The organism is Bacillus sp. SB49, from assembly GCF_000469135.2.
In the GTDB taxonomy this organism is placed as follows: domain Bacteria; phylum Bacillota; class Bacilli; order Bacillales; family Halobacillaceae; genus Halobacillus.
In genome coordinates this window covers 2,579,544-2,595,857 of the sequence record NZ_CP048117.1, presented here as the reverse complement: position 1 = coordinate 2,595,857, position 16,314 = coordinate 2,579,544, and the positions used below count along the sequence as shown (strand labels likewise).

The following is a 16,314-nucleotide window of genomic DNA, read 5'->3' as shown; positions in this document are numbered from 1 at the left end:
AAGCCGGCCGTGTGCAAGAGAGACCCCGCCAATACTAGCGGGGGCGTTCTGTTCTGCTTTTAGATTTCTTCTTTTGAATCGTGTCGTAGGCCTTCTTTGCATAGTGCTTTGTTTTTTCGGGATTATTCTTTGCATAGTCGACTGCTTTTTTGATGAGTTTCTTCATGTTAATCCCTCCTTTATTTTCACTTATCCTAACACCCTTATGTGATGCGGGTCCAGTCGAAAGGGGAGGCCTGCTTGACAAAGAACCTGCCATTCATTAAGATACGAATATACGTATAAAGACTGGGAAGAGGAGTAGTAGTGATTTTACCAAGTTTTAGAGAGGCGGCGGGTGCTGGAAGTCGTCCTTGGTCATCACGAACTCGCCTTGGATGTTGCAGGAGTGAACCTGAGTAGTTTCTGCCGGTGGAAGCACCGTTATCAGCGATCGAGATGAACACGTGTCTGCGTGTTAATTTGGGTGGTACCGCGGGAATCAAACCTCTCGTCCCATATTGGGATGAGAGGTTTTTTGTATTTATACAGGCCTTTAAGGCCGCTTTACTCTGACAGAGATCATGGAGGGAATGGAAAATGGCTTTTAATCATAAGACAATCGAGAAGAAATGGCAGCAATACTGGCTTGATAACAAGACGTTCAAGACAGACAGTAACTCACAGAAAGAAAAATTCTACGCTTTGGATATGTTCCCATATCCATCAGGTGCTGGCCTGCACGTTGGGCACCCGGAGGGGTACACGGCAACGGATATTCTTTCCCGGATGAAGCGAATGCAGGGGTATGAAGTGCTGCATCCAATCGGCTGGGATGCTTTCGGGCTTCCGGCAGAGCAGTATGCTCTGGATACAGGGAATGATCCAGAAGAGTTTACAAAGCAGAATATCGATAACTTCCGTCGACAGATTCAGGAACTTGGCTTTTCCTATGATTGGGACCGTGAAGTAAACACGACCGATCCTGACTATTATAAATGGACACAATGGATTTTTCTAAAACTTTATGAGAAGGGCCTCGCTTATATCGACGAAGTGGCTGTCAACTGGTGTCCGGCACTTGGAACGGTCCTTGCGAATGAAGAAGTCATTGATGGAAAGAGTGAGCGGGGAGGACACCCTGTCGAGCGACGTCCGATGAAACAGTGGATGTTGAAGATTACTGCCTATGCCGATCGTCTGTTGGAAGACTTGGAAGAACTGGATTGGCCGGAAAGTATCAAAGATATGCAGAGGAACTGGATCGGAAAGTCAGAAGGAGCAGAAGTCACTTTTGAAGTGGATGGAACGGATGAGTCCTTCAACGTATTCACGACAAGACCCGATACGCTCTTCGGTGCAACTTATACAGTGCTTGCTCCAGAACACCCGTTGGTACAGAAAGTTGTGACTGTTGAGCAACAGGATGCAGTGAATCAATATGTAGAAACTTCCAAGAACAAAAGCGACCTGGAGCGTACGGATTTAGCTAAGGACAAGTCCGGCGTGTTTACCGGAGGGTATGCCGTAAATCCGATTAACGGAGAAAAGCTTCCGATATGGGTGGCGGACTACGTATTGATGAGCTATGGCAGCGGCGCTATTATGGCCGTTCCGGCACATGACGAGAGAGACTATGAATTCGCCAAGAAGTTCGACTTATCCATCATCCCTGTATTGGAAGGTGGAGACGTTGAGGAAGAAGCTTATACAGGTGATGGAGCACATATTAACTCCGGTTTCTTGGACGGACTTGATAAAGAAGCAGCAATGACCAAAGCCATCCAATGGCTGGAAGAGAACGGAAAAGGAAAGAAACAGACGACTTATCGTCTGCGTGACTGGTTGTTCAGCCGCCAGCGCTACTGGGGAGAACCGATCCCTGTCATCCACTGGGAAGACGGATCCATCACGCCTGCGAAAGAAGAAGACCTTCCTGTACGTCTTCCGAAAACAAAAGAAATCAAACCGTCTGGAACCGGAGAATCTCCTCTTGCGAATATTGAGGACTGGGTGAATGTCGTCGATCCGGAAACAGGTATGAAAGGGCGCCGTGAAACAAATACCATGCCTCAGTGGGCAGGCAGCTGCTGGTACTACCTGCGTTATATCGATCCGGACAACAGCGAGAGCTTCGCAGACTATGAAGCCCTGAAGAAATGGCTTCCGGTCGATGTGTATATCGGAGGGGCAGAACACGCGGTTCTTCACTTGTTGTACGCCCGCTTCTGGCATAAAGTCCTTTACGACGCAGGGGTGGTACCTACAAAAGAACCGTTCCAGAAACTATTCAACCAAGGAATGATCCTTGGCGAGAATAATGAGAAAATGAGTAAATCAAAAGGAAATGTCGTCAATCCGGATGATATCGTTTATTCTCACGGTGCAGACACGTTGAGACTTTATGAAATGTTCATGGGTCCACTGGAAGCTTCCATTGCGTGGTCCGCAAATGGTCTGGATGGAGCGCGTCGTTTCCTTGATCGTGTCTGGAGACTTTATGTGAAGGATGGGTCCTTATCCGATGCCATTCAAGAAGGAGCCGCGAATGATGCTCTTGAGAAATCCTATCATGAGACGGTTATGAAAGTGACGGAAAACTTTGAGGCGCTCCGCTTCAATACAGGAATATCTCAAATGATGGTCTACATTAACGACAGCTACAAAGCGGATGTGCTGCCTAAGAGTTATATGGAAGGTTTTGTGAAGCTTCTGTCTCCTGTCGCCCCACACTTGGCGGAAGAGCTGTGGGAAAAACTGGGTCACACGGAAACAATCAGCTACCAACCGTGGCCGGATTTTGATGAATCCAAGCTGGTAGAAGACGAAGTCGAGGTTGTTATTCAAGTAATGGGTAAAGTCCGTGCGAAAATGATGGTAAACCCGGAAGCTTCTAAAGAAGAGCTTGAGAAAGAGGCTTTGGAGAACGAAGAAGTACAACAATGGCTGGAAGGGAAAACGGTTAGAAAAGTAATTGCTGTCCCTGGAAAGCTTGTCAATATCGTTGCGAATTAATGTGTGATTTATGGATGTCCCGGAATTTCCCGGGGCATCTTTTCTTTTGAAAACAGATATCTTGACTTTGAATTGGGATGATTTAGAATAAAGCTGCAACCTATCGATGAGGAGGAATATAAATGAAACATATTGAAGAAATTACTCCAGAAGAATTAGAAAACAAGCAAAAACGAAATGATGATTTTATCGCTATAGATGTCCGGGAAGACGAAGAAGTCGCAGAAGGAATGGTGCCTGATGCCAAGCACATCCGGTTGGGTGACATTCCGCAAGCAATTGATGGACTTTCCAAGAATCAGGAATACGTAATGATCTGCCGCTCCGGTCGTCGCAGCATGAATGCAGCAGAATTCATGCAAGAGAAAGGATTCACCAATGTTAAGAACATGAAAGGCGGCATGTTGGAATGGAGTGGAGAGCTTGTCTTTTAACAGGAAAGGGTAACCGCTAATGACAATTTTATATGGTTTTGTCCTGTTTTTACTTTTATGGTACGGATATCAGGTTTATAAGCGATCCATCGTTAAACCATACCGGGAGCACGGTGATCCGGAACTCGAATTCTGCATTATCGATATCAGGGATTATATCAGTGCATATCGATCCCCATATCCCGGAGCTGAGAACATCCCCCTCAGTTATCTTCCGCGTGTACTTAAAGATCGCTTCGACTGTCAGGATGATATTCTGGTCGTCACGGATGATAAAAGAGCGGCGAAACTTGCAGCGAAAATGATTCGTAAGAACAAAAACACGGATGTTTACTATGTGAATTCTAAGGAAAGGTCTACTTTTTAGTGGGCCTTTCTCTATTTCTGTTGAGTTGATTAATATTTTTAAAAAACTATTGACTTTGTTTTGTGAGGAGTGTAGTATTGAGTGCGTTGCTCATTTAAACAGCAACAAAATTCTAGATTTAAAGAATATTTAAACATTTTCTGTCAAACCTATTGACGAAACATCGGGGGACATGCTAGAATTTGTTTACTGTCGAATACGGCAGACATCGATCTTTGAAAACTGAACGAACCAACCAGTACGTCAAACATTCTTTCTATTATATAGATAGAATTCAAACAAGCACATTCGGTGTGCAAAATGAGCAAGTCAAACACTTTTATGGAGAGTTTGATCCTGGCTCAGGACGAACGCTGGCGGCGTGCCTAATACATGCAAGTCGAGCGCGGGAAGCGAGCTGATCCCTTCGGGGTGACGCTCGTGGAACGAGCGGCGGACGGGTGAGTAACACGTGGGCAACCTGCCTGTAAGATCGGGATAACTCCGGGAAACCGGGGCTAATACCGGGTAATACTTTCTTTCGCATGAAGGAAAGTTGAAAGATGGCTTCTCGCTATCACTTACAGATGGGCCCGCGGCGCATTAGCTAGTTGGTGAGGTAACGGCTCACCAAGGCGACGATGCGTAGCCGACCTGAGAGGGTGATCGGCCACACTGGGACTGAGACACGGCCCAGACTCCTACGGGAGGCAGCAGTAGGGAATCTTCCGCAATGGACGAAAGTCTGACGGAGCAACGCCGCGTGAACGATGAAGGTCTTCGGATCGTAAAGTTCTGTTGTTAGGGAAGAACAAGTACCGTGCGAATAGAGCGGTACCTTGACGGTACCTAACGAGGAAGCCCCGGCTAACTACGTGCCAGCAGCCGCGGTAATACGTAGGGGGCAAGCGTTGTCCGGAATTATTGGGCGTAAAGCGCGCGCAGGCGGTTCCTTAAGTCTGATGTGAAAGCCCACGGCTCAACCGTGGAGGGTCATTGGAAACTGGGGAACTTGAGGACAGAAGAGGAGAGTGGAATTCCACGTGTAGCGGTGAAATGCGTAGATATGTGGAGGAACACCAGTGGCGAAGGCGACTCTCTGGTCTGTTTCTGACGCTGAGGTGCGAAAGCGTGGGTAGCAAACAGGATTAGATACCCTGGTAGTCCACGCCGTAAACGATGAGTGCTAGGTGTTAGGGGGCTTCCACCCCTTAGTGCTGAAGTTAACGCATTAAGCACTCCGCCTGGGGAGTACGGCCGCAAGGCTGAAACTCAAAGGAATTGACGGGGGCCCGCACAAGCGGTGGAGCATGTGGTTTAATTCGAAGCAACGCGAAGAACCTTACCAGGTCTTGACATCCTTGGACCTCCCTAGAGATAGGGATTTCCCTTCGGGGACCAAGTGACAGGTGGTGCATGGTTGTCGTCAGCTCGTGTCGTGAGATGTTGGGTTAAGTCCCGCAACGAGCGCAACCCCTGATCTTAGTTGCCAGCATTCAGTTGGGCACTCTAAGGTGACTGCCGGTGACAAACCGGAGGAAGGCGGGGATGACGTCAAATCATCATGCCCCTTATGACCTGGGCTACACACGTGCTACAATGGATGGTACAAAGGGCAGCGAAGCCGCGAGGTGTAGCAAATCCCATAAAACCATTCTCAGTTCGGATTGCAGGCTGCAACTCGCCTGCATGAAGCCGGAATCGCTAGTAATCGCGGATCAGCATGCCGCGGTGAATACGTTCCCGGGCCTTGTACACACCGCCCGTCACACCACGAGAGTTGGTAACACCCGAAGTCGGTGAGGTAACCTTTTGGAGCCAGCCGCCGAAGGTGGGACCAATGATTGGGGTGAAGTCGTAACAAGGTAGCCGTATCGGAAGGTGCGGCTGGATCACCTCCTTTCTAAGGATTTAGAACGGAAGCGTACTTGGTTGGTTGTTCAGTTTTGAGAGATCGAAAGATTTCTCTGAACTACGTGAACCTTGAAAACTGGATAAGGAATCATCGTATCATCTAACGATGAAACGATTGATGACAAGACATCAAACATCGAAAGTTTTAAACAAACGTCTTTTCACGACGATAGTTAAGTGAATAAGGGCGCACGGTGGATGCCTTGGTACTAGGAGCCGATGAAGGACGGGACTAACACCGATATGCTCCGGCGAGCCGTAAGTAGGCTTTGACCCGGAGATTTCCGAATGGGGAAACCCACTGTTCGTAATGGAGCAGGATCTTATGCTGAATACATAGGTATAAGAAGGCAGACCCGGGGAACTGAAACATCTAAGTACCCGGAGGAAGAGAAAGCAAATGCGATTTCCCAAGTAGCGGCGAGCGAAACGGAATCAGCCCAAACCAAGAGGCTTGCCTCTTGGGGTTGTAGGACACTCCTTTGGAGTTACCAAGGAGGAAGGTAGATGAATCGATCTGGAACGATCAGCCAGAGCAGGTAACAGCCCTGTAGTCGAAACCTTTCTCCCTCCGGAGTGTATCCTGAGTACGGCGGAACACGTGAAATTCCGTCGGAATCCGGGAGGACCATCTCCCAAGGCTAAATACTCCCTAGTGACCGATAGTGAACCAGTACCGTGAGGGAAAGGTGAAAAGCACCCCGGAAGGGGAGTGAAAGAGATCCTGAAACCGTGTGCCTACAAGTAGTCAGAGCCCGTTAATGGGTGATGGCGTGCCTTTTGTAGAATGAACCGGCGAGTTACGACCGTATGCAAGGTTAAGCAGCAGAAGCGGAGCCGCAGCGAAAGCGAGTCTGAATAGGGCGAGTGAGTATGCGGTCGTAGACCCGAAACCGTGTGATCTACCCATGTCCAGGGTGAAGGTCAGGTAACACTGACTGGAGGCCCGAACCCACGCAAGTTGAAAATTGCGGGGATGAGGTGTGGGTAGGGGTGAAATGCCAATCGAACACGGAGATAGCTGGTTCTCTCCGAAATAGCTTTAGGGCTAGCCTCAGAATAGAAAGTCATGGAGGTAGAGCACTGATTGGACGAGGGGCCCCTATCGGGTTACCGAATTCAGTCAAACTCCGAATGCCATAGACTTTGTTCTGGGAGTCAGACTGTGGGTGATAAGGTTCATAGTCGAGAGGGAAACAGCCCAGACCGCCAGCTAAGGTCCCAAAGTGTGTGTTAAGTGGAAAAGGATGTGGAGTTGCTTAGACAACCAGGATGTTGGCTTAGAAGCAGCCATCATTTAAAGAGTGCGTAATAGCTCACTGGTCGAGTGACTCTGCGCCGAAAATGTACCGGGGCTAAACACACCACCGAAGCTGCGGATTGATCGTAGGATCAATGGTAGGAGAGCGTTCTAAGGGCCGTGAAGTCAGACCGTAAGGACTGGTGGAGCGCTTAGAAGTGAGAATGCCGGTATGAGTAGCGAAAAAAGAGTGAGAATCTCTTTCACCGAATGCCTAAGGTTTCCTGAGGAAGGCTCGTCCTCTCAGGGTTAGTCGGGACCTAAGCCGAGGCCGAAAGGCGTAGGCGATGGACAACAGGTTGATATTCCTGTACCACCTCCTTTCCGTTTGAACGACGGGGGGACGCAGGAGGATAAGGAGAGCGTGCCATTGGATGTGCACGTCCAAGCAGTGAGACGGTCGGATAGGCAAATCCGTCCGGCATAACGTCAAGCTGTGATGGGGAGGGAACTATAGTACCGAAGCTCCTGAGTTCACACTGCCAAGAAAATCCTCTAGTGAGGAAAGAGGTGCCCGTACCGCAAACCGACACAGGTAGGCGAGGAGAGGATCCTAAGGTGAGCGGGAGAACTCTCGTTAAGGAACTCGGCAAAATGACCCCGTAACTTCGGGAGAAGGGGTGCTCCTCTGCCGAGGAGCCGCAGTGAAAAGGCCCAAGCGACTGTTTACCAAAAACACAGGTCTCTGCGAAGCCGTAAGGCGAAGTATAGGGGCTGACACCTGCCCGGTGCTGGAAGGTTAAGGGGATGCGTTAGCGTAAGCGAAGCGTTGAACCGAAGCCCCAGTAAACGGCGGCCGTAACTATAACGGTCCTAAGGTAGCGAAATTCCTTGTCGGGTAAGTTCCGACCCGCACGAAAGGTGCAACGACTTGGGCACTGTCTCAACGAGAGACCCGGTGAAATTATACTATGTGTGAAGATGCACATTACCCGCGACAGGACGGAAAGACCCCGTGGAGCTTTACTGTAGCCTGATATTGAATGTTGGTACAGCTTGTACAGGATAGGTAGGAGCCTTAGAAGCCGGAGCGCTAGCTTCGGTGGAGGCGCTGGTGGGATACTACCCTGGCTGTACGGACATTCTAACCCAGGACCGTGATCCGGTCCGGAGACAGTGTCAGGTGGGCAGTTTGACTGGGGCGGTCGCCTCCCAAAGAGTAACGGAGGCGCCCAAAGGTTCCCTCAGAATGGTTGGAAATCATTCGCAGAGTGTAAAGGCACAAGGGAGCTTGACTGCGAGACCTACAAGTCGAGCAGGGACGAAAGTCGGGCTTAGTGATCCGGCGGTACCGCATGGAAGGGCCGTCGCTCAACGGATAAAAGCTACCCCGGGGATAACAGGCTTATCTCCCCCAAGAGTCCACATCGACGGGGAGGTTTGGCACCTCGATGTCGGCTCATCGCATCCTGGGGCTGTAGTCGGTCCCAAGGGTTGGGCTGTTCGCCCATTAAAGCGGTACGCGAGCTGGGTTCAGAACGTCGTGAGACAGTTCGGTCCCTATCCGTCGTGGGCGTTGGAAATTTGAAAGGAGCTGTCCTTAGTACGAGAGGACCGGGATGGACACACCGCTGGTGTACCAGTTGTTCCGCCAGGAGCATAGCTGGGTAGCTACGTGTGGTCGGGATAAGTGCTGAAAGCATCTAAGCATGAAGCCCCCCTTGAGATGAGATTTCCCTTTGCCTTCGAGCAAATAAGATCCCTCAGAGACGATGAGGTTGATAGGTCCGAGGTGGAAGCGTGGTGACACGTGGAGCTGACGGATACTAATGGATCGATGACTTATCTATCTGATCATAGATCGCGTGAAAAACGTTTCTTTCGATAAAGATGTTTCCTTATTCAGTTTTGAGGGTTCACCTCAATAGTATATTGATGTGGTGGTGAAGGCGAAGAGGTCACACCTGTTCCCATGCCGAACACAGCAGTTAAGCTCTTCAGCGCCGATGGTAGTCGGGTAGATCCCCGTGAGAGTAGGACGTCGCCACATCACTTAAAAGTTTGCAGCAGTATTTCTGTTGCAAACTTTTTTTGTTTGCTATTTTCATAATTCCTGTAATATGCTTTCATTCTACCGTCATTGATAACCTCCCATCCTGCATGGACTAGAAACGTTGGATATATGTGGTACAATAAAGGAAAAAATAATGGAAGAACAGGGAGTGTGACCAGTGGTACAATTAGAGCGGAAAAGAAATACCTATTGGAATTGGAAGTATTTATGGGCATTGGTTCTCATCCCCATCGGTTTTTATCTTCTCTCACAACAAAAATCAATAAGTGAATCGCAGCACCTTCTATTTATTGTTATAACGATTTGGTTGTGTATTCTTGGTGTATTTGGAGTAACAACAAGGCTTGATCGATTAAAGGCTTACGGGTATCTCTATTTGGTTAGTGGTGTGCTTTTTGCATACATGGGATTAGTATTTATTTGGTGACGGTTGATGACCTCGCAGAAACGCGGTATAATTCTGGATGAGAATGTACGTTCGGAGGGGTAATTATCAATTTAGTAAGATGGAGCTATTCCGGAAGAAAGATGGTTCGCGGCTACTTTGATCGATTTCCAAACTCAACGGTATATTTCAGAAGAATACGCAGATTCTATATCGTCTATATAGTAGATTGGGATGAACGTGACCCTGTGGTTGAGAAAGAGGACAGGGATGGTATGCAGGAGCTTATCAATAAGGAATTAGGCCGTGAAAAAGAATATAATCAAAGAAAATCGCGGAAAGGCTTATAGTGCCTTTCCGCGATTTTTTATGAACCCATTGCTTCCCAGGCGGCGTGCATGCCCGCTACACGGCCTGTAACCATTGCAGACGTTATGTTGTATCCCCCTGTATAGCCGTGGATATCTAAGATTTCCCCGCAGAAATACAAACCATGCATAAGTTTGGACTGCATCGTGTTAGGGACAATTTCTTTAATGGATACTCCACCACCTGTAACAAATGCCTTCTCTAATGGCTGGGAATCATAAACATTTACTTGAAAATGCTTCAGCAACCCGACAAAGGAACGAAGCTGCTGGTTCGATATATTTGCGGCTTTTTCTTCTTGAGAGATGTCCGCCTGAGCCATAACATAATCAAGGAATCGCTCCGGTACCATCCCTTTTACAACATTTCGGAAGGTTTTCTTTGCCTGATCTTTCGTTTCCTTCTGAAGCTGTTGAATGATTTGTTCTTCTTTTTCTTCCGGGAGCGCGTCAATTTCAACCGTAACGGATTTGTTCCCTTTCATTAATTCTTTGACTACATATTGGGAGCACCTAAGAACTGCCGGCCCGGAAATGCCGAAATGGGTAAAGAGCATATCCATTTTGTGAGTAACGATGTTCTTTCCTTTGCTATTGAGAACGGAGACGGCCGGGTCTCTTAGCGATAATCCTTGAAGTGTTTTTGATTTAATAAAAGCATCCTTGGATAGTAAAGGGACTTCGGTCGGGAACAGAGTCGTAATGGTGTGGCCGGCTTTCTTCGCCCATGCGTATCCGTCCCCTGTGGAACCGGTATGCGGGACAGCTTTTCCACCTACAGCAAGGATCAGTCCCTTTGTTTCAATCTTTTCTTTGGATTTCAAAAGAACTTGATGAGATTCTTCCCCATAATGGATGGCCTCCACAGGTGTTTCTTTACGTACTTCCACGCCCAACTCGTCCAATCTGTTCAATAATGCCTGGACGACATCCTTGGCTTTATTACTTACAGGAAACATCCGTCCGTGATCTTCTTCTTTTAATGCTACTCCTAAGCCTTCAAAAAAATCGATGATATCGTGATTGTTAAAGACGGAAAAAGGACTGTATAAGAATTTTCCATTTCCCGGAATATGCTTAATCACTTCTTCTTCCGGAAGCCGGTTCGTAACATTACAGCGTCCTCCTCCGGATATAGCAAGCTTCGTGCCCAGTTTTCTTCCCTTATCGATCAAAAGTGTTTTCACACCCTGTTCAGCTGCAGCGATAGCCGCCATCAGCCCAGATGGTCCTCCGCCGATGACGGTAACTTGATAACTCATGAATGTCTTCCTTTCTTTTGTTCAATCATTCCTTGTTTGTCCATTATCTATGATAAAATAGATGAGGTCGATTCTACAATAAAATTGAAGGTGAAAAGGTAATTATGTCGAAGATTCTTAAAGGTACCATTTTGTTGACAGCAGGAACATTCTTATCGAAGTTTCTTGGTATGATCTATACCGTCCCGTTTGAAAATATGGTAGGTACGGAAGGGACCGACTTGTTTTCCATCGCTTATGTCCCTTACAGTATCCTTCTTAGTTTATCAAGTATGGGCGTTCCTGTCGCCGTTTCTAAATTTGTTTCTAAATACAATTCGTTAGGTGATTATGAAACGGGAAGAAGAATGCTGAAAGCCGGAATGACGCTTATGTCCATTACCGGTGTCCTGGCTTTCCTCATGTTGTTCTTCTCGGCTGAACAAGTCGCTGTATGGACCATCGGAGAAGAGTCAGAGAGACTTGGCCAGGCTACTATGGTCATTCAAATGGTCAGTTTTGCTCTGTTAGTCATTCCACCGATGAGTATTACCAGAGGGTTCTTCCAAGGATATGAATCCATGGCACCGACGGCCGTATCACAGGTGGTCGAGCAGATTGTACGGATTGTCTTCCTGCTCGGCTCTGTCTTTGTTATTATGCAGCTGATGCAGGGTCCGATGCCTAGAGCCGTCGGCTTCGCTACTTTCGCTGCATTCATTGGTGGTCTTGCGTCCTGCCTTGTGCTGTATCTCTACTGGAGGAAGCGTAAGCCGTATTTGGACCGCCAGCTGGAAGCGCAGGAGTACACAAGCGGCTTGTCCAATAAAGAAATGTTCAAAGAATTATTTAGTTATGCGGGACCGTTTATTCTTGTCGGTATCGCGACACCACTTTATCAGCTAGTCGACCAGTTTACGATGGAGAAGGCGATCCGGGCTTCTGGAGAAGCATACAATAATGCATTCTCTATAATAAACTTCCTTAGTCATAAGCTGATCATGATTCCGGTGACGCTTGGTCTTGGCTTGTCCCTTGCTCTCTTGCCCGCCATCACCCAGGCGTTTACTAAAAATGAAATGAACCGGTTAAATCATCAGATCAATCAGGCATTACAGATCGTCGCTTTGTTGATCATCCCTGCTGTTGTCGGGCTTTCCGTCGTAGCATTGGAAGCATACGGGACATTTTACGGCGTTGATGAGGTTACCTATCGCGGAGACTTGCTTCGCTGGTATGCTCCTGTTGGACTGTTCCTGGCACTTTACACGGTCACTTCATCCATTCTGCAGGGAATTAATAAGCAGAATTTCGCGGTCGTCAGTCTTGGAACAGGCATTATGCTGAAAATCGCCTTAAACTGGTGGCTCATCCAGCTGATGGGCGCAAAAGGTGCCATCGTAGCAACAGGCATCGGCGTTGCTGCCGCTGTCGTTCTAAACTTCTGGCGTATTTTCACGACGATAGAATTCGACTTTCGTCAGCTGTTTAAACGGACGCTGCTGGTGCTGATTTTAACAGTGCTTATGGCTTTCGTGGTGATCGCTGTGAAATGGCTGTTCAGTCTGTTTCTTGATCCTACGGAAAACAGACTGCATGCGATGATCGTCTTACTCTTCAGTATAGGCATCGGTGGTATCGCATATTTGTGGATGGCTTATAAAACAACATTGCTCGAACGAATTCTTGGGGGCAGAGTCCGCTTCCTTGATAAATTTCTAAAACGCAGGTAAGAAGGAGTTTTTACGTGAGAATTGATAAATTGCTGGCGAACATGGGATACGGAACGAGAAAAGAGGTCAAGGCGCTTTTGAAAGGATCGAATGTACGCGTGAACGGGGAGCCCGAGAAAAGCCCGAAAGCACACGTCGATCCTGATATAGACCAGGTGACGGTCATGGGAGAGCCTGTGGAATACCGGGAATTCATCTATTTGATGATGAACAAGCCGGGGGACCTTATATCGGCTACGGAAGATGCTCATGATATGACTGTGATCGATATTCTCCAGCCGGAGGATCAAGTATTCGATCCGTTTCCTGTAGGTCGCCTGGATAAAGACACGGAAGGCCTCTTGCTCATCACTAACGATGGGCATTTGAACCACCGTCTTACTTCACCGAAGAAAGACGTAGGGAAAACGTACTTCGCCGTGATAGAAGGGGAAGTGACGGATGAGGATGTCCGTAAGTTCGCCCAAGGTGTTCTACTTGATGATGGATACCATACGAAACCCGGCGAGTTGAACATTATCACAGCCGGTCCAACTTCTGAAATCGAACTGACGATTACGGAGGGGAAATTCCATCAAGTGAAAAGGATGTTCGAATCCGTTGGTAAGAAAGTGACTTATTTGAAGCGGATACGCATGGGGGAACTTGCTCTCGATGAAGAACTGGAGCTCGGTGAGTACCGGGAGCTGACAGAGGAAGAGATCCATTATCTGCAGAACATTACGAAGCAAAATTAATAAGTAATTCAAAAAAACACCCGGAAACCAGTTTCCGGGTGTCATCTATATAGTCATTTTATGTTCAGGATATTTTAACTCTCTTTTCAGTGATTGTCCACTTTCCACGGTGAGGACTAGAAACTAATCCGTTGTATTCCAAAACGCTCAGGTCTCTTTGCATCGTACGATCGGTTATACCGAACTCATCTGCTAACTCATTTGTCGTAACTGTACCTCTGTCTCTAATGTAAAGGTAGACAGCCTTGATACGGTTGAGCATGCGGGATGATGGTTGATTCAAAAAACCACTCCTTATTCGTTTTTATGGAACTTGTGGTGCTAGTGAATCTCTGAACTTGTTTACATTTTACAACAATAAATGCGAATGTTCCAGCGATAAATCGTTTCTTAACCTTTCGTTCACAAGGATTTACAGAACATTTAAGATAGGAGGAAAGCTTGATGTATCTGTTAAGAAAGTTCTTTAGGAAAATGGTTCATATTAATAATTACATATTGTTTGGTGCGAGTGCCCTGCTCATTATCTTATCTACCATTCTAATCGTTCTTGTGGAAAGTGATACCTTTCCGACATTATTTGATGGTTTCTGGTGGGTAATGACAACGGTGACGACAGTAGGTTACGGTGACTTTTATCCGGTGACTGTCGCGGGTAGACTTATCGCTATCCTATTATATGTGATCGGAATTGGACTTATCGGTATTGTTATTGGAAAAATAATCGACGGCCTTGCTGTTTTCAGAAAAAAACGTTTGGAGGGGAATATTGTGTATAAAGAAAAGGGACATTTCGTCATTATCGGTTGGTCTTCAAAAGCAAAATATGCCGTCAAAGAGATGCTGGATACGGATGAAATATGTGAGATCGTCCTCATTGATCAACTGAACGCAGCACCTGTTCTCGCGGAGAACATTCATTACATAAAAGGGGACGCTTCGGATCTTGCAACACTGCAGAAAGCCAATGTTCCTTATGCCAAAGCCGTCATTGTCTTTGCTGATGAACAGGCTGACAAGCAAACCGCAGACGGGAAGACGCTCCTGATCGCTTCTTCCATCGAATCGATATCCACCCACGTCCATACCATTGTGGAAGTGATGGATGAAAAACACATCCCTAATTTCAAACACGCGGACGTCGATGAGTTCATCGTGTCAAACGAAATGATTTCTTCTCTCGCTGTACGTTCAGCTTTTCGCAAAGGGGTGACGGGTATATATGGACAATTGCTCCGAAGGTCTGTAGGCGAAGATTTGTTTCATGTGCCTGTCCGTTCCAATTGGAAAAAGTACCGCGATGCATTTGAAGCTTTGCTTAATGAAGGGGCAACCCTGATTGCAGATAGAAACGACCTGGCAATTAACCGTAAGCTGGAGCAGGAACTGCCGGAAGATGCTGAACTCTATGTAGTCTGCGACAAAAAAACATATAATCACATCATTACAAAAGGGGAATAAGTATGGATTTCAAATTATGGAGCGAAACGTACGAGCAGGAGTTTATTGAAAAGGCCAAACAACTGTTGGCGATTCCGAGTGTCTATGAAGAGAGTGAAGAATATCCGTATGGAAAACCGATCAACGATGCACTTCAGAAAATGCTGGAAATTGCAGAGCAGGATGGTTTTGCGACAAAACAAGTAGATGGCCAGGCAGGTCATATAGAGTTCGGGCACGGGGAAGAGTTAATAGGAATATTAGGTCATCTGGATGTCGTTCCTGCCGGAGAAGGCTGGTCCACAGAACCGTTCAACCCTGTAGTGAAAGACGGAAATCTGTACGCCAGGGGAGCCCAGGATGACAAAGGTCCCGTCATGGCCGCCTATATCGCCATGAAGATGCTTAAGGATAAAGGCTTTGAACCAAATAAGCGGATACGGCTCATTCTCGGTACGGATGAAGAAAGGGATTGGCAGGGAATTACCCACTATTTCAAGAAAGAAGAGATGCCCGGAACAGGTTTTACTCCGGATGCATCTTTTCCTGTCATTCACGCAGAGAAAGGGCTGCTTGATGCTTATTTGACAATCCCGGTGCATGAAGGAGAATCAAGTGCTGCTGTAAAAATAGTCTCCTTGACAGGAGGCGACCGATTAAATATGGTACCTGAGGACGCAGTTGTGCGCGTAAAGGCAGAGAAAGAGGTGGCCGATCGGTTCCAGCGTTATTTGGAAGATCAAACGTTGGAGGGGAAAGTAGAGCAGGGCGGGGACGATATACATTTGACCCTCTATGGACAAGCTGCCCATGCCAGCAGACCGGAAACAGGGAATAATGCCATCATCCGTCTCCTGGCTTTTCTGCAGACGGAAGAGCTGCCGGAAATTCAACGTCAATTGATCGACTACCTGCACAGCACATTCCATGCAACAAATGGAGAAGGACTGGGAGTGTCCCAGTCGGATGAAGCTTCCGGTGCCTTGACCAGTAATCTGGGGTCTATTCAATGGGAAAGTCAAGCATGTCAAGTTGGATTCAATCTCAGGTACCCGGTGACAGGAAATTATGAGAAAATCGTCGGGAAATTGGAAGAAGCTGCTCGGAGGCACGAAGGGATATTGCGTATTTATGATCACCTTCCCGCTATTCACCTGGAGAAGGATCACCCCTTTGTTACGACACTGCTTTCCGTTTATAACCGGGTGACCGGTGAAGAAGCGTCTGTGCAATCGATTGGCGGAGCTACTTATGCACGTACGATGGAGTCAGCAGTCGCGTTTGGTGCTATGTTCCATGACAGCCCGGATACTGCCCATCAGAAAGATGAACATGTCCGAATTGCTGATATGGTAAGGGCAATGGAAATATACGCAGCAAGCCTGTATGAGCTAACGAAATAAGAGAA

General features: G+C 47.3%; 11 protein-coding genes, 3 rRNA genes and 1 other annotated feature. Of the genes, 11 read left to right on the top strand and 3 right to left on the bottom strand.

Annotated features, from left to right (window positions below; genetic code table 11):
- Positions 1-34: 34 nt before the first annotated feature.
- Positions 35-166 (bottom strand): hypothetical protein, encoded by a 132-nt coding sequence (locus M662_RS19655; protein WP_255358524.1) that lies wholly within the window; start codon positions 164-166, stop codon positions 35-37.
- A gap of 115 nt (positions 167-281) precedes the next feature.
- Positions 282-501 (top strand) — a binding site (T-box leader).
- Between the two features lie 78 nt (positions 502-579).
- On the opposite strand from M662_RS19655, the gene leuS reads away from it, so the two are divergent.
- The 7 genes from leuS (at position 580) to M662_RS13575 (ending at position 9,429) form a co-directional block, all read left to right on the top strand.
- Positions 580-2,994, top strand: a complete 2,415-nt coding sequence (leuS, locus tag M662_RS13605) for a leucine--tRNA ligase (RefSeq protein WP_008637609.1) — start codon at positions 580-582, stop codon at positions 2,992-2,994.
- A 122-nt stretch (positions 2,995-3,116) separates the two neighbouring features.
- Positions 3,117-3,428 carry a rhodanese-like domain-containing protein gene (locus tag M662_RS13600; RefSeq protein WP_026578295.1) on the top strand — a complete coding sequence of 104 codons (312 nt, stop codon included), beginning with the start codon at positions 3,117-3,119 and terminating at the stop codon, positions 3,426-3,428.
- Between the two features lie 19 nt (positions 3,429-3,447).
- Positions 3,448-3,795 carry a rhodanese-like domain-containing protein gene (locus M662_RS13595; protein WP_026578296.1) on the top strand — a complete coding sequence of 116 codons (348 nt, stop codon included), beginning with the start codon at positions 3,448-3,450 and terminating at the stop codon, positions 3,793-3,795.
- A 318-nt stretch (positions 3,796-4,113) separates the two neighbouring features.
- Positions 4,114-5,677: ribosomal RNA gene (locus M662_RS13590) — 16S ribosomal RNA — on the top strand.
- A gap of 182 nt (positions 5,678-5,859) precedes the next feature.
- Positions 5,860-8,778 (top strand): 23S ribosomal RNA (locus M662_RS13585).
- An 86-nt stretch (positions 8,779-8,864) separates the two neighbouring features.
- Positions 8,865-8,978: ribosomal RNA gene (gene rrf / locus M662_RS13580) — 5S ribosomal RNA — on the top strand.
- The 16S, 23S and 5S rRNA genes sit together here, the layout of an rRNA operon.
- A gap of 181 nt (positions 8,979-9,159) precedes the next feature.
- The gene (locus M662_RS13575) at positions 9,160-9,429 is read left to right on the top strand and encodes a hypothetical protein (protein ID WP_008635505.1); all 270 of its coding nucleotides are present in this window, start codon (positions 9,160-9,162) and stop codon (positions 9,427-9,429) included.
- A 325-nt stretch (positions 9,430-9,754) separates the two neighbouring features.
- On the opposite strand, the gene M662_RS13570 is transcribed toward M662_RS13575, so the two are convergent.
- The gene (locus tag M662_RS13570; protein WP_008635503.1) at positions 9,755-11,017 is read right to left on the bottom strand and encodes a BaiN/RdsA family NAD(P)/FAD-dependent oxidoreductase; all 1,263 of its coding nucleotides are present in this window, start codon (positions 11,015-11,017) and stop codon (positions 9,755-9,757) included.
- A gap of 104 nt (positions 11,018-11,121) precedes the next feature.
- On the opposite strand from M662_RS13570, the gene M662_RS13565 reads away from it, so the two are divergent.
- Positions 11,122-12,729: a putative polysaccharide biosynthesis protein gene (locus M662_RS13565; RefSeq protein WP_008635502.1), complete on the top strand. Its 1,608-nt coding sequence runs from the start codon at positions 11,122-11,124 to the stop codon at positions 12,727-12,729.
- Between the two features lie 14 nt (positions 12,730-12,743).
- Positions 12,744-13,466, top strand: a complete 723-nt coding sequence (locus tag M662_RS13560) for a pseudouridine synthase (RefSeq protein ID WP_008635495.1) — start codon at positions 12,744-12,746, stop codon at positions 13,464-13,466.
- 64 nt (positions 13,467-13,530) lie between these two features.
- Here the strand turns inward: M662_RS13560 and M662_RS13555 are convergent, their stop codons facing one another.
- Complete coding sequence (locus M662_RS13555) at positions 13,531-13,749, bottom strand: DeoR family transcriptional regulator (RefSeq protein ID WP_008635493.1); 219 nt, start codon at positions 13,747-13,749, stop codon at positions 13,531-13,533.
- Between the two features lie 161 nt (positions 13,750-13,910).
- Here M662_RS13555 and M662_RS13550 point away from each other — a divergent pair, with 161 nt between their 5' ends.
- Positions 13,911-14,927, top strand: coding sequence for an ion channel (locus tag M662_RS13550; protein WP_008635491.1), 1,017 nt, complete (start codon positions 13,911-13,913; stop codon positions 14,925-14,927).
- Positions 14,928-14,929: 2 nt separating this feature from the next.
- Positions 14,930-16,309: a dipeptidase PepV gene (gene pepV, locus M662_RS13545; RefSeq protein WP_051348848.1), complete on the top strand. Its 1,380-nt coding sequence runs from the start codon at positions 14,930-14,932 to the stop codon at positions 16,307-16,309.
- Positions 16,310-16,314: the final 5 nt, after the last annotated feature.

Bases quoted from the DNA above. Each gene is read 5' to 3' on its own strand.
- M662_RS19655 (WP_255358524.1), bottom strand. From the start codon at position 166: ATGAAGAAACTCATCAAAAAAGCAGTCGACTATGCAAAGAATAATCCC.
- leuS (WP_008637609.1), top strand. From the start codon at position 580: ATGGCTTTTAATCATAAGACAATCGAGAAGAAATGGCAGCAATACTGG.
- M662_RS13600 (WP_026578295.1), top strand. From the start codon at position 3,117: ATGAAACATATTGAAGAAATTACTCCAGAAGAATTAGAAAACAAGCAA.
- M662_RS13595 (WP_026578296.1), top strand. From the start codon at position 3,448: ATGACAATTTTATATGGTTTTGTCCTGTTTTTACTTTTATGGTACGGA.
- M662_RS13570 (WP_008635503.1), bottom strand. From the start codon at position 11,017: ATGAGTTATCAAGTTACCGTCATCGGCGGAGGACCATCTGGGCTGATG.
- M662_RS13565 (WP_008635502.1), top strand. From the start codon at position 11,122: ATGTCGAAGATTCTTAAAGGTACCATTTTGTTGACAGCAGGAACATTC.
- M662_RS13550 (WP_008635491.1), top strand. From the start codon at position 13,911: ATGTATCTGTTAAGAAAGTTCTTTAGGAAAATGGTTCATATTAATAAT.
- pepV (WP_051348848.1), top strand. From the start codon at position 14,930: ATGGATTTCAAATTATGGAGCGAAACGTACGAGCAGGAGTTTATTGAA.